The sequence below is a fragment of the Blastococcus sp. SYSU DS0539 genome, assembly GCF_054050855.1.
This window is the reverse complement of sequence record NZ_JBJHAF010000011.1, coordinates 1-13,011: the sequence shown is the minus strand read 5'-3', so window position 1 is coordinate 13,011 and position 13,011 is coordinate 1. Positions and strand designations below refer to the sequence as shown.

11 protein-coding genes are annotated in these 13,011 nt (G+C 75.0%); 1 reads left to right on the top strand and 10 read right to left on the bottom strand.

Annotated elements, in window-relative coordinates:
- Window positions 1-63: 63 nt before the first annotated feature.
- Window positions 64-1,428 carry a hypothetical protein gene (locus ACI790_RS14190; RefSeq protein ID WP_456570422.1) on the top strand — a complete coding sequence of 455 codons (1,365 nt, stop codon included), beginning with the start codon at window positions 64-66 and terminating at the stop codon, window positions 1,426-1,428.
- Between the two features lie 66 nt (window positions 1,429-1,494).
- Here the strand turns inward: ACI790_RS14190 and ACI790_RS14185 are convergent, their stop codons facing one another.
- From ACI790_RS14185 to ACI790_RS14140, 10 genes are all read right to left on the bottom strand, one after another.
- Window positions 1,495-3,003 (bottom strand): DEAD/DEAH box helicase, encoded by a 1,509-nt coding sequence (locus ACI790_RS14185; protein WP_456570421.1) that lies wholly within the window; start codon window positions 3,001-3,003, stop codon window positions 1,495-1,497.
- Between the two features lie 265 nt (window positions 3,004-3,268).
- Entirely contained in the window at window positions 3,269-3,964 is a 696-nt protein-coding gene (locus tag ACI790_RS14180; protein WP_456570420.1) for an MgtC/SapB family protein, read from the bottom strand.
- A gap of 4 nt (window positions 3,965-3,968) precedes the next feature.
- Complete coding sequence (locus ACI790_RS14175; RefSeq protein ID WP_456570419.1) at window positions 3,969-5,045, bottom strand: adenosine deaminase; 1,077 nt, start codon at window positions 5,043-5,045, stop codon at window positions 3,969-3,971.
- 9 nt (window positions 5,046-5,054) lie between these two features.
- Window positions 5,055-5,867 (bottom strand): ABC transporter permease, encoded by an 813-nt coding sequence (locus tag ACI790_RS14170; RefSeq protein ID WP_456570418.1) that lies wholly within the window; start codon window positions 5,865-5,867, stop codon window positions 5,055-5,057.
- Window positions 5,864-6,763 (bottom strand): ABC transporter ATP-binding protein, encoded by a 900-nt coding sequence (locus tag ACI790_RS14165; protein WP_456570417.1) that lies wholly within the window; start codon window positions 6,761-6,763, stop codon window positions 5,864-5,866. Before ACI790_RS14165 ends, ACI790_RS14170 begins: the two co-directional genes overlap by 4 nt.
- A gap of 16 nt (window positions 6,764-6,779) precedes the next feature.
- Window positions 6,780-8,063, bottom strand: a complete 1,284-nt coding sequence (locus ACI790_RS14160) for a thymidine phosphorylase (protein ID WP_456570416.1) — start codon at window positions 8,061-8,063, stop codon at window positions 6,780-6,782.
- Complete coding sequence (locus ACI790_RS14155; protein WP_456570415.1) at window positions 8,063-8,485, bottom strand: cytidine deaminase; 423 nt, start codon at window positions 8,483-8,485, stop codon at window positions 8,063-8,065. The genes ACI790_RS14160 and ACI790_RS14155 overlap by 1 nt, the downstream gene beginning before the upstream one ends.
- Complete coding sequence (locus ACI790_RS14150) at window positions 8,485-9,765, bottom strand: ABC transporter permease (RefSeq protein ID WP_456570414.1); 1,281 nt, start codon at window positions 9,763-9,765, stop codon at window positions 8,485-8,487. The genes ACI790_RS14155 and ACI790_RS14150 overlap by 1 nt, the downstream gene beginning before the upstream one ends.
- Window positions 9,762-10,949 carry an ABC transporter permease gene (locus tag ACI790_RS14145; protein ID WP_456570413.1) on the bottom strand — a complete coding sequence of 396 codons (1,188 nt, stop codon included), beginning with the start codon at window positions 10,947-10,949 and terminating at the stop codon, window positions 9,762-9,764. Before ACI790_RS14145 ends, ACI790_RS14150 begins: the two co-directional genes overlap by 4 nt.
- Window positions 10,946-12,538, bottom strand: a complete 1,593-nt coding sequence (locus ACI790_RS14140; protein WP_456570412.1) for an ABC transporter ATP-binding protein — start codon at window positions 12,536-12,538, stop codon at window positions 10,946-10,948. The genes ACI790_RS14145 and ACI790_RS14140 overlap by 4 nt, the downstream gene beginning before the upstream one ends.
- Window positions 12,539-13,011: the final 473 nt, after the last annotated feature.

Genomic DNA, 13,011 nt, shown 5'->3' with positions numbered 1-13,011 from the left:
GCCCGCGGAGGCGGCGGCGCCACCCGGAGGTGCGCCGCCGGCCCGACAGGGCAGGATGGGCGGGTGGCCAGGCCCAGCATCGTCCCCATCGCACTGACCCTCGACGACCGCACGGGGTACACCCTGTGGGCTCCGCCGTGGGAGGAGGACGGCGAGGAGTGGCAGGCGTTCCTCGGTACGACCGAGGAGGACGTCGCCACCCTGCACCTCTTCCCGACGCCGGCGAAGCTCGCCGCGTTCTGCCGCACCAGCACCGACCACGACCTCGCCGACCACCCGGTGTGGCCGGTGGTCGCCGGCCTCGGCGCCCCTGACCTGACCCCCGACGACGACCACCGGTACGACCTCGACGGCGTGTACGACATCGCCGCGGAGAACCCCGACCGCTGGGCGGTGGAGGAGCTGGCCGCCACCGTCGACATCGTCAGCCGGCTGGCCGAGTGCCTCGACACCACCGACGAGGACGACGACGACGAGCAGTTCGAGGCCGTCGCCGAGCTCGCCGGCAAACCCGAGATCGGCTCCCTCGGCCTCGGTGTGGAGGCCTTCGTCGGGCGCTCCGGCGAGGACGCCTGGATCGGCGTCGGCACCGTCCTGGACGAGCTGTGGGAGGACGTCGTCGAGGAGCTCTCCGAGCACTTCGACTGGACCGGCGGCGGCACCGCCACGGTCGAGGAGTACCCGTCGGCCTCCGAGGCCGACGAGCAGGACCCGGCCCTGGGCAGCCCCGAGGACGAGGACGACGTCCCGGGCACCGGGGCCCGCACCGCCGCCACGCCCACCGGCGCGACCGCCGCGTCGGCGGCCACCGGAGGCGGGGTGCGCACCATCGCGCGCGGCAGCCGGGTCACCGCCTCCCCCGCGGCGGTCGCCGCCGCCGCGGAGTTCTGGGAGGCCGTCGGCATCCTGCCGGTCGAGGTCGTCGTCCCGGAGGGCGCCGGGGTGACCCTGCGCTGCTACGTGGAGGACGTCGCCCGCTTCCTGGGCCGGGACGGCGAGGTTTTCCTGTTCGACACCCCGGCCGACCTCGCGCGGTTCTGCGCGGGCGACGAGCAGCACGACCTCACCGAGATCGCCTCGTGGCCCGAGGTCGCCGACACCGACACCCTGCCGCTGCCGGCCGAGGAGGACCGCTACGACCTCACCGAGCTCTCCGAGGTGCTCGGCGAAGTGGCCGACGGCGCCGCCGGCCTGGTCCCCCACCGGGCCCTGGTGCAGCCGGTCGAGGGCGTGCGCGATCTCGCCGAGTACGCGGGCCTCGCCCGGGTCGACGAGCTGCTCGCGCCGACGGCGCCGCTGGGCCGGGCCGTCGCCCGCGCCGACCAGCAGCCGGACACCCCGCTGACGGCCCCCGACGCCGCGCAGCTGCGCCCGGCGTGGGACGAGGTCGTCACCGCAGTGAGCGGCGCGCTGGTCTTCCGCGACTGAGCCAGGAACGACGGCGGCCCGCCCCGGGAATCCGGGACGGGCCGCCGTCGTGGGTGGTGCGGGGAATCAGCCCTGGCGCGGGGGACGCGCGGAGCGCTCACCGGTGAACCGGCGCTCGCCACCGGGCCGCCCCGAGCGCTCGCCGCCGCCGGAGCGGTTGCGGTCGCCGTAGGACCGGCGCGGGCCGCCACGGGAACCGCCGGGGCGGTCGCCCTCGCGGCGCGGACGGCCGCCGGGGCCACCGCCGCCCCGGCGCATGTCGCGCTGGGTGCGCTCCTTCGGCTCCACCGGGATGCCGGCGGCGACCAGGTCGAGGATCGGCTGGTCGCCCGGACGGGTCCGGTCGAGGGGCGGGTCGACCTTCGCCGTGCGGAACCGGCGCTTGGCCTGGCCGACCTGGTCGGGCAGCAGCAGCGAGACGACGACACCGGCGGCACCGGCGCGGGCGGTGCGGCCCGAACGGTGCAGGTAGGTCTTGGCGTCCGTCGGCGGGTCGTAGTGCAGGACCAGCGAGACGTCGTCGACGTGGATGCCGCGGGCGGCGACGTCGGTGGCGACCAGGACCGGCGAGCGGGCGTCGGTGAACTCCTCCAGCGCACGCTTGCGCGCCGACTGGGGCAGCCCGCCGTGGATCGCCTCGGCCTTGATGCCGGCGGCCTTCAGGTTCTCGGCCAGCCGGTCCACACCCAGCTGGGTGCGGGCGAAGATGATCGTGCGGCCGGGACGGCCGGCCAGCTCGGTGGCCACCTGCAGCTTGTCGCGGAAGGACAGGGTGAAGGCCAGGTGCTCGGCCGGCGGGGCGTCGTCGCCGGCCCGCTTGACCTCGTGCCGGGCCGGGTCCTTGAGGTAGCGGCGCACCAGGCTGTCGACCTCGCCGTCCAGGGTGGCCGAGAACAGCAGCCGCTGGGCGTTGCGGTCGGTCTGGTCGAGGAGCTCCTTGACGACCGGGAGGAAGCCCAGGTCGGCCATGAAGTCGGCCTCGTCCAGCACGGTGATGACGACCTCGGCGAGGGTGGCCTCGCCCTGGCTGATCAGGTCCTGCAGCCGGCCCGGGGTGGCGATGATGACGTCGACCCCGCGGCGGAGCTGCTGGATCTGGCGGTACATGGGCGCACCGCCGTAGACGGCGACGAGCTGGACGCCGCCGGCCTGGCCGAGGGGCGCCAGCGCGTCGTGCACCTGCTGGGCCAGCTCACGGGTGGGGACGAGGACCAGCCCACGCGGGGCGCGGCGGCCGTTCTTGACGTCCTGGCCCACGCGGGCGAGCAGCGGGAGGCCGAAGGCGAGGGTCTTGCCCGAGCCGGTGGCGGCCTTGCCGAGCACGTCGCGCCCGGCGAGGGCGTCCGGCAGGGCGGAGGTCTGGATGGCGAAGGGGCGGTGGATGCCGCGCCGCTCGAGCGCGGTCACCAGCGGCTGGGGCAGGCCCAGCTGACCGAACGTCGGGCCCGACGGGGCCTCGACGGTGGGCTCCGCCGCGGCGTCCGCGGCGGTGTTCTCGATGACGTTCTCAGTGGTGTTCTGAACGGCGTTCTCGGCCTTGGTGGACTCGAACGCGACAGGGTGGACCAAAGTCATGCGGGGTGGGGCTCCGATACTGCTCGGAGCGCGTCCCGTGAAAGAGGAGGAGCACCGTCACGTACCGGCGGTCCTCACTTGGCGATCGTCTGCGCCCAGGGATGGAACGCGGGATCTGCACGGATGCGCTCATGCCCGGACAAACCGTCCGGGAGGATGACCGGCCTTGTGCCGGTGCACTTACCGTAGCAGCGGAGATCACGGCGCGATTCCCGCAAGCCGAAGTGACGCCCCCCACCCGCGGCCGGCCCGTGCGCGCCGGCGGTCAGTCGCGGTCCTCGTCCTGGTGCCCGGCCGACACCGCCAGCACCCCCTCGAGATCGGCGAGCCGGGCGGCGAGCGGGGTGACCGGCCCGGTCCCCTCCATCGTCAGCCGCACCGTGGCCTGGGGGCCGGCGCCGCCCCGCTGCTCGGCCTCGACCGCCGTGTCGAGGTGGCGCACCGTGAAGCCCTGCTGCGTGCACTCGGCCAGGGCCCGGCGCAGCACGCCCTCGCCGTCCCGGTAGGTGAGCACCAGGGAGTAGGAGTGCGCCGCCCGCCCCGACAGGCGGCGGGCCAGCGGGGTGAAGGCATAGGCCACCAGGAGGTGGCCGGCGGTCGCGACGACGGCGTACAGCCACAGCCCCGCGCCGGCGGCCATGCCGACGGCCGCGGTCAGCCAGACGACGGCCGCGGTGGTGAGCCCGCGGACGGCGTCGCGCCGGACGAAGATCAGGCCACCGCCGATGAACCCCAGGCCGGAGACCACCTGCGCGGCGATCCGGGAGTCGCCGAACTCCGCCCGGCTGATCACCATGAACAGCGCCGCCGCGAACCCGACGATGGTCAGCGTCCGCAGCCCGGCCGCCTTCTGCCGCAGCTCGCGCTCGAACCCGATGAGCGCCGAGAGGAGGAAGGCCACCCCCAGGTCGCCCAACCGGTCCCAGGACTGCCCGGTCGCCTCGGCGAGCAGGACGTCCACGACGTCAGCCCCGCAGCGCGGCGTAGCCCGGGCGGACCACGTCGCCGAGCAGCCGCTGCCGATCCTCCGCGGGCAGGAAGGCGCCGGCCAGCGCCCGCTCGGTCACCGTCTGCACGTCGTCCCAGGTCCAGCCGAAGGTCGTCGCCACGTCGGTGACCTCGCTGCTGGCCGAGACCCCGCTCATCAGCCGGTTGTCGGTGTTGAGGGTGACGGCGAAACCGAGCCGGTGCAGCCGGTCCACCGGGTGGTCGGCCAGCGACGGGTAGGCGCCGGTCTGCACGTTGGACGACGGGGCGATCTCGAGCGTCACCTGCTCGTCGCGCACCCGCCGGGCCACCGGCCCGAGGCTGCCGTCGGCGGCCACCTCGTCGGCGATCCGGACGCCGTGGCCCAGCCGCTCGGCGCCCGCCCCGTCGAGCGCGGCGACGATGCTGTCGATGCCGGCGGCCTCCCCGGCGTGGATGGTGCGCCGGCCCTGCCCGCGGTCGAGGATCGCGAGGGCCGAGGGGATGCGGTCGGGCGGGAACCCGATCTCCGGGCCGGCGAGGTCGAAGCCCACCACCCCGGCGTCGCGGTAGCGCACCACCAGGCCGGCGACCTCGTCCCAGCGGTCGGCCTGCCGCATGGCGCACAGCAGCGCGCCGACCGAGATCGGGGTGCCCTGGGCGGTCGCCTCGGCGCTGCCGGCCCGGAAGCCGTCGACCATCGCCTCGACGACGGCCTCGATGGCCAGGCCCTGCTGCGTGGACAGCTCGGGGGCGAACCGCACCTCGGCGTGGACCACGCCGTCGGCGGCGAGGTCGAGCGCGCACTCGCGGGCCACCCGGTGGATCGCCTCGGCCGTCTGCATCACGCCGACGGTGTGCGCGAACGTCTCCAGGTACTGCACCAGCGAGCCGGAGTCCGCGGCCTCCCGGAACCAGCGGCCCAGGCTCTCGGCGTCCGCCGCCGGGAGCCGGCGGTAGCCGGCCTGGTCGGCCAGCTCGAGCACCGTCTGCGGTCGCAACCCGCCGTCCAGGTGGTCGTGCAGCAGGACCTTGGGCGCGCGGCGGACGTTCTCGGCGTTCAGCGGTGCAGACACCGGAGAAAGCTACCGGTCCTGCCAGCGGAAGGTGCGCACGCACACGAGCAGGCCGGCGACGCACCACAGGCCGAGCACGATCGCGACGGTGCCGAGCTCCCAGGAACCGGCCGGTTCGCGGGCGGCCAGGGACTCCGGCAGGAACACCGAGCGCAGGCCCTGGGCCAGCCACTTCACGGGGAAGACCGCCGCGACGTCCTGCAGCCAGCCGGGCACCTGGTCGAAGGGCATGAAGACGCCGGAGACGAACTCCAGCACCAGGGCGATGGGGGTCACCGTCGCCGACGCCGACCTCGAGTTGCGGGCCAGCGAGGAGACGGCGATGCCGAGCAGCGTGCAGGCGGCCGCGCCGAGCACGGTGACCCACGTGAAGGTCAGCCAGTCGCTCCCCGACGGGAGGTCGATGCCGAACACGAGGACGCCGACGAGCAGCAGGATCACGATGGTCGCCAGCGTCACGGCGACGACCTGCACGACCTTGCCGACGAAGTAGGCGGTCTTGGGCATCGGGGTGCCGGCCAGGGCCTTGAGCGTGCCGTCGGACCGCTCGCCGGCGATGTGGATCGCCATGTTCTGCAGGCTCGCCCCGACGATGCCCGCGGTGATCACGCCGGCCATGAAGTACTGCGGGAAGTCGACCCCGGCGCCGAGGTCGTAGTCGAGCACGGCGCCGAGGCCGAGCAGCAGGATCACCGGGAACAGCAGGGTGAAGACGACCGACTCGCGCTGCCGGAAGAACTCCTTGAGCTCGACCCCGGCCCGCGTGCGGCAGACCCGGCCGACCGACGGCAGCGCGGCGCGCCCGGGAGCGACGGCGGTCACGAGTGGTCCCCGATCATCTTCAGGTAGACGTCCTCCAGCGTCGGCCGGCGCACCGCGAGGTCGGGCACCTCGCCGGGGAAGCGTGCGGCGAGCCCGGCGACGAAGGCGGTGGGCGTCGCGGTCTCGGCGGTCCGCCGGGCGCCGTCCTCGGTCCAGCTGACGACGGCGGGCGCGGTGCCGCGGCCGCCGAGGGCGGTGGGGACGGCGACCTCGGCGAGCTGCCCGTGGGCTATCACGCCGACCCGGTCGGCCAGCTCCTCGGCCTCGTCGAGGTAGTGGGTGGTGAGCAGCATCGTGGTGCCCAGCTCGCGCAGCGACCGGATCAGCGCCCAGAACTGGCGGCGCGCCTCCGGGTCGAACCCGGTCGTCGGCTCGTCGAGGAAGAGCAGCCGGGGCCGGCCGACGATGCCCAGCGCCACGTCCAGCCGGCGGCGCTGCCCGCCCGACAGCGTCCGGCCGCGGGCGCCGGCCTTGTCGGTGAGCCCGACCAGCTCGAGCACCTCGTCGGGATCGCGGGGGTCGGCGAAGTAGGACGCCTGCGCGGTCAGCAGCTCCCGCACCGAGAGCTGGCTGTCCCCGGCGCCGGACTGCAGCACGATGCCCAGCTCGGCCTTCCAGCGGCGGCCGCCCGTGGCCGGGTCCACCCCGAGCACGCGGACCTCACCGCCGTCGCGCCCGCGGTAGCCCTCGCAGATCTCCACCGTCGTCGTCTTGCCGGCGCCGTTGGGCCCGAGCAGGGCGAAGATCTCCCCGCGCCGGATGTCGAGGTCCAGGCCGTCGACGGCGGCCCGCTCGCCGTACCGCTTGACCAGGCCGCGGATCGAGATGGCGGCCTCGGGGTCGAGCGGGGAGGTCAGCTGCTGCGGCGGTGCCGCGGTCGCGGTCGAACGGGTCACGAGAGACCAGTGTCCCCTACGACCCTGCGGTGATGCGGTCGAGGACCAGCGGGAGCGGTTCGTCGCCGGTGTCGACGCCGATCGCGCCCTCCAGCGCCGCCAGCGCCCGCGGGATCCGGTCGGCGTCGTCGGTCTGCAGCTCGAGCAGCGGCTGACCGGCGGTGACCGGCTCCCCCACCCCGGCGGTCCAGACGATGCCGGCCGCGGCCGACACCGGGTCCTCCTTGCGGGCCCGCCCGGCGCCCAGCCGCCAGGCGGCGACGCCGAGGGAGTAGGCGTCGAGCCGGGTGAGGGTGCCGGTGGCCGGGGCGGTCACCACGTGGGTCTCGGCCGGCCGCGGCAGCGGGGCGTCGGGGTCGCCGCCCTGGGCGGTGATCATCCGCCGCCACACGTCCATGGCCCGGCCGTCGCGCAGCGCCTCGGCGGGGTCGACGTCGTCCCGCCCCGCGCCGGCGAGCATCTCCCGGGCCAGGGCGAGGGTCAGCTCCACGACGTCGGCCGGTCCCCCGCCGGCGAGCACCTCGACCGACTCGGCGACCTCGACCGCGTTGCCGGCGGACCGGCCCAGCGGCCGGTCCATCGCCGTCACCAGGGCGACGGTGCGGACGCCGGCCGCCTCGCCGAGCCCGACCATCGTGCGGGCCAGCTCGCGGGAGGCGTCGGGGTGCTTCATGAACGCGCCCGACCCGGTCTTGACGTCGAGCACCAGCGCGTCGGCGCCCTCGGCGATCTTCTTGCTCATGATCGAGCTGGCGATCAGCGGGATCGACTCGACGGTGCCGGTGACGTCGCGCAGCGCGTAGAGCAGCTTGTCCGCCGGGGCCAGGTCGTGGCCGGCGGCGCAGATGACGGCGCCCACGTCGCGCAGCTGCGCCAGGTACGCCTCCTCGTGCACGTCGGCGCGCCACCCGGGGATCGCCTCGAGCTTGTCCAGCGTGCCGCCGGTGTGCCCCAGGCCCCGGCCGGACAGCTGCGGCACGACGACGCCGCACGCGGCCACGAGCGGTGCCAGCGGCAGGGTGATCTTGTCGCCGACGCCGCCGGTGGAGTGCTTGTCCGCGGTCGGCCGGCCCAGCGCGGAGAGGTCCTTGCGCTCACCCGAGTCGATCATCGCCTGCGTCCAGGCGGCGAGCTCCCCGGCGGCCATGCCGCGGAAGTACACCGCCATGAGCAGCGCGCTCATCTGCTCGTCGGGCACCGCGCCGCGGGTGTAGGCGTCGACGACCCAGCGGATCTGCTCGGGCGAGAGCTCGGCGCCGTCCCGCTTGGCGCGGATGACGTCGATCGCGTCGAAGGCCATCAGCCCTGCCCCCGTCCGGCGGCGGCGACCAGGTCGTCCGGGCCGAAGGCGTCGGGCAGCACCTCGCGCATCGGCACGATGCCCAGCGACACCGTCTCGATGAGCATCCCGGCGCCCCCGTGCTCCCAGAGCAGCTGCCGGCACCGGCCGCAGGGCATGAGCGGCTGCCCGTCCCCGCCGACGCAGGCGACCGCCACCAGCCGGCCGCCGCCGGTGCGGGCGAGGTCGCTGACCATCCCGCACTCGGCGCACAGCCCCAGGCCGTAGGAGGCGTTCTCCACGTTGCAGCCGGTGACGACGCGGCCGTCGTCCACCAGCCCGGCGACGCCCACCGGGAACTTGGAGTAGGGCGCGTAGGCCCGGGTCATGGCCTCGCGGGCCGCGGCCCGCAGGGCGTCCCAGTCGGGCTCGGGGCTGGTCATCAGTGTTCTCCTCGCCGGTAGACGAGACCGTCGGCCTTGGGCATCCGCAGCCGCTGGGCGGCCAGGGAGAGCACCAGCAGCGTGATCAGGTGCGGGGTGAACGAGACGATGCCCTCGGGCAGCTCGTCGATGGTCAGGTAGGCCACCAGGCCGGCGGCGGCGAACACGACGGCGAGCGCCGCCTGGACGAGCTTGCGCCGGCCGGCCTGGTAGAAGGCGACCGCCAGCAGCAGGATCGCGATGAGCAGCAGCAGCGCGACCACCGCGCCCCGGCTGCGCAGCTGCAGGCCGTCGGCGTAGCCGAACAGGCCGGCACCGGCGGCCAGGCCGCCCGGGCGCCAGTTGCCGAAGATGAGCGCGGCGAGGCCGATGAAGCCGCGGCCACCGGTCTGGCCCTCGCGGTAGATGTTGGCCACGAACACCAGGGCGACGCCGCCCAGCCCGGCCAGCGCACCGGAGATGATCACCGCGAGGTACTTCAGCCGGTAGACCGGGACGCCGAGGGAGTCGGCGGCCGCCGGGTTCTCGCCGCACGAGCGCAGCCGCAGGCCGAAGGCGGTGCGCCACAGGAGCAGGTAGCTGGCGGGCACCAGCAGCACCGCGATCAGGGTGAGCACCCCGACGCCGCTGGTCAGGCCGCGCAGCAACCCGGCGACGTCGGAGAGCAGGAAGACGTCGGTGCCCTCGATGTCACCCAGCAGGTCCGGGCCCGAGGAGAGCACCGGCAGCGAGAAGTTCGGCGGCCGGCTGGCCAGCGCCGGGGACTGGGTGACCCCACCGCCCTCGGCGCCGCCGGCGTAGAGCAGCTCGGACAGGAAGCGCACGACGCCCTCGGCGAGGATGTTGATCGCGACGCCGGAGACGACGTGGTCCACGCCGAACGTCACGGTCGCGACCGCGTGCAGCAGCCCGCCCACCGCGCCGAAGACGGCGCCGCCGATGATCGCGGCCACCCAGCCCCACTGGTAGCCGGCCCAGCCGGCGCCCCAGGTGCCCAGGATCATCATGCCCTCGAGGCCGATGTTGACCACGCCCGCGCGCTCGGCGAACAGGCCACCGAGCGCGGCCAGGCCGATCGGCACGGCCAGCAGCAGCGCCGCGGCGAAGGTCGACGAGGACGTGAGCGCCTGCTGGCCGGAGATGATCCGGACGACCGACATCAGCAGCATCAGGCCGATGAACAGCCAGGCGAAGCGCCGGGCCCGGCCGCCACCGAAGAAGAGCTCGGTGAGCGGGCCGCGGCTGGGCGTGGTGGCCGGTGCGGAGGTCGCGGTGCTCATCTGCCCGCCTCCTGGCGGTCGTCGGTGATGCGGGTGCCGACCGGGCCCTCGGGCCCGGCGGAGGTGCCGCCGTCGGCGGTACCGGTGTCGCCCTGGCCGCTGTCCCGCCCGGCCCGCCGGCGGGTGAGCTGGCGGGCGACCTCGTTGGCGATGACCACCGACAGCACGATCGTGCCCTGGATGATCGTGACGACCGAGGCGGGGATGTCGGCGAACTGCAGCGGCACCGCCGCCCGGTCGAGGAAGGCGAACAGCAGCGCGGCGAACGCGATGCCCAGCGGGCTGTTGCGGCCCAGCAGCGCGACGGCGATGCCCAGGAAGCCCAGGCCCGCGGTGAACTCGGTGCCGAAGTGGTAGGTACGCCCCAGCAGGTCGGGCAGGCCGATCAGGCCCGCGACCGCGCCGGAGATGAGCATCGTCTTGATGACCATGGCCTTGGCGTCGATCCCGCTGGCCGTGGCCGCCGACGGCGACAGCCCGGTGGCGCGCAGGTCGAAGCCGAACCGGGTGTGCCTGACGACCACCGAGATGACGATGCCCACCACGACCGCCACCAGCAGGAAGCCGTACAGCGAGGAGCGCGGCTGGGCCAGCCCGACGGCGTCGAACACGCCGTTCAGCGCCGGGAAGCGGCCGGACTCCGGGATGTCCTCGGTGGTGATGATCGCCGCGCCCGCCTCGCTGCCCCGGAGCGGCCCGGTGAGCAGGTAGGAGGCGGTGCCCAGGGCGATGAAGTTGAGCATGATCGAGCTGATCACCTCGCTCACGCCCCGCGTCACCTTCAGGACGGCGACGATGCCGGCCCAGAAGGCACCGACCGCCATGGCGACGACCATGATCAGCAGCAGGTGCAGGGGCGCCGGGAGCACCACGGCGGCGCCGGCCCCGGCGGCGACGACCGTCGCCATGCGGTACTGGCCCTCGACGCCGATGTTGAACAGCCCCATGCGGAAGGCGACCGAGACGGCCAGCCCCGCGAGGAACAGCGGCACCGCCCGGTTGAGGATCACCACGATGGACTGCGTCTGCTGCGAGGGGCTGTCGCCGAAGTCGAAGAGCACCTGCAGGGCGGTGCCCGGGTCCTGCCCGATGGCGAGGATGACCACCGTCGTGATGACGATCGCGACGACGACGGCGAGGCCCGGCGCGAACAGCGACGCGCCGATCCGGCGGAGGGCGGTCACGCGGCACCCGCCGAGCCGTCGGTGGCCGCCCCGGTCATGTGCCCGCCCAGCTGCTCCGGCGTCACCGACGTCGGGTCCAGGGTGGCGACCAGCCGGCCGCGCAGCATGACGTGCAGCGTGTCGGACAGCCCGATCAGCTCGTCCAGGTCGGCCGAGATCAACAGGATCCCCATCCCCTCCGCGCGGGCGTCCTTGAGCAGCTCCCAGATCGAGGACTGCGCGCCGACGTCGACACCCCGGGTGGGGTGCGCGGCGACCAGCAGCCGGGGGGCGGAGCTCATCTCCCGCCCGATGATCAGCTTCTGCTGGTTGCCGCCGGACAGGGCGACGGCCAGCGTGTCGGGGCCCGGGGCCCGGACGTCGTAGTCGCGCATGATCCGCTGGGTGTCCGAGCGGGCGCCCTTGCGGTCGATGAAGGGCCCCTTGACCGCCGGCGGCCGGGTCTGGTGGCCGAGGATGCGGTTCTCCCACAGCGGGGCGTCGAGCAGCATGCCCTGGCGGTGCCGGTCCTCGGGGATGAAGCCCACGCCGGCCTCGCGCCGGGCCCGGGTGCTCCAGCCCGTGACGTCGTCGCCGGCGAGGACGACGGTGCCGCCGGCGAGCGCGCGCAGGCCCATGACGGCGTCGACGAGCTCCGCCTGGCCGTTGCCCTCGACGCCGGCGATGCCGACGACCTCGCCCTCGTGGACGGTCAGCGTGAGGTCGTCGACCGCGGGCCGGCGGGCCCCCGGCGTGGTGACGGTGACGTCCCGGAGCTGCAGCACCGGGGTCTCCCGCACGGTGGAGGCCCGCGCGGGCGGGGCGGGCAGCTCGGAGCCGACCATGAGCTCGGCCAGCTGGTGGGCGGTGGTGGTCCTCGGGTCCGCGGTGCCGACCGTGGTGCCGCGGCGGATGACGGTGATCGAGTCGGCGACCTTGCGGACCTCGTCGAGCTTGTGCGAGATGAAGATGACGGTCAGGCCCTCGCGCTTGAGCTCGCCGAGGTTGCCGAAGAGCTCGTCGACCTCCTGCGGCACCAGAACGGCGGTGGGCTCGTCGAGGATGAGCGTCGTCGCGCCGCGGTAGAGGACCTTCGCGATCTCGACCCGCTGCCGGTCGCCGACCCCGAGGTCCTCGACCAGCACGTCGGGGTCCAGGTCGAGGGCGTACCGGTCGGAGATGTCGCCGATGCGGCGCCGCGCCTCGGCCCGGTCCAGCCGGCCACCCCTGGTGGGCTCGCTGCCCAGGACGATGTTCTCCAGGACGGTGAAGTTGTCGGCCAGCATGAAGTGCTGGTGCACCATGCCGATGCCCGCGGCGATCGCGTCGGACGGGCTACGCAGCGAGGTCTCGCGGCCGTCGAGCAGGATCGTGCCCTCGTCGGGCCGGTGCATCCCGTAGAGGGTCTTCATCAGCGTCGACTTGCCGGCGCCGTTCTCCCCCACGATGGCGTGCACCTCACCGCGGCGGACCCGCAGCTCGATGTCGCGGTTGGCCACCACGCCGGGGAAGCGCTTGGTGATGCCGCGCAGCTCCACGGCGTAGGGGGCGCCGGAGCCCGGCCCGTCGCCGGCCGGCGGGGTTCCGCCGGCCGATCCTGCTGCGGCCATGGGGGCCTCTCTCTCGCGGTGCGGCCGCGGGTAACGGCGCACGTCCACTCGTCTGCACCGGCGGGGACGGGGTCGTTCCGTCGCCGCCGGGTCCTACCGGGAGCGTGGTGCGGCCGCGGGCCGCCCGAACCGGCACGGGCATGATCCCGCACCATCCCGCGCCGGCGGTGCCCGGCCCCGCGCCGGCTCGCCGCCCGGGACCACGACGGCGGGCCCGGGCGCGTGCGCCCGGGCCCGCCGTGGGACCGATCCGTGGACGCGGGGGGGGGGGGGGGGGGGGGGGGGGGGGGGGGGGGGGGGGGGGGGGGGGGGGGGGGGGGGGGGGGGGGGGGGGGGGGGGTGGGGGGGGTGGGGGGGGGGGGGGGGGGGGGGGGGGGGGGGGGGGGGGGGGGGGGGGGGGGGGGGGGGGGGGGGGGGGGGGGGGGGGGGGGGGGGGGGGGGGGGGGGGGGGGGGGGGGGGTGGGGGGGGGGGG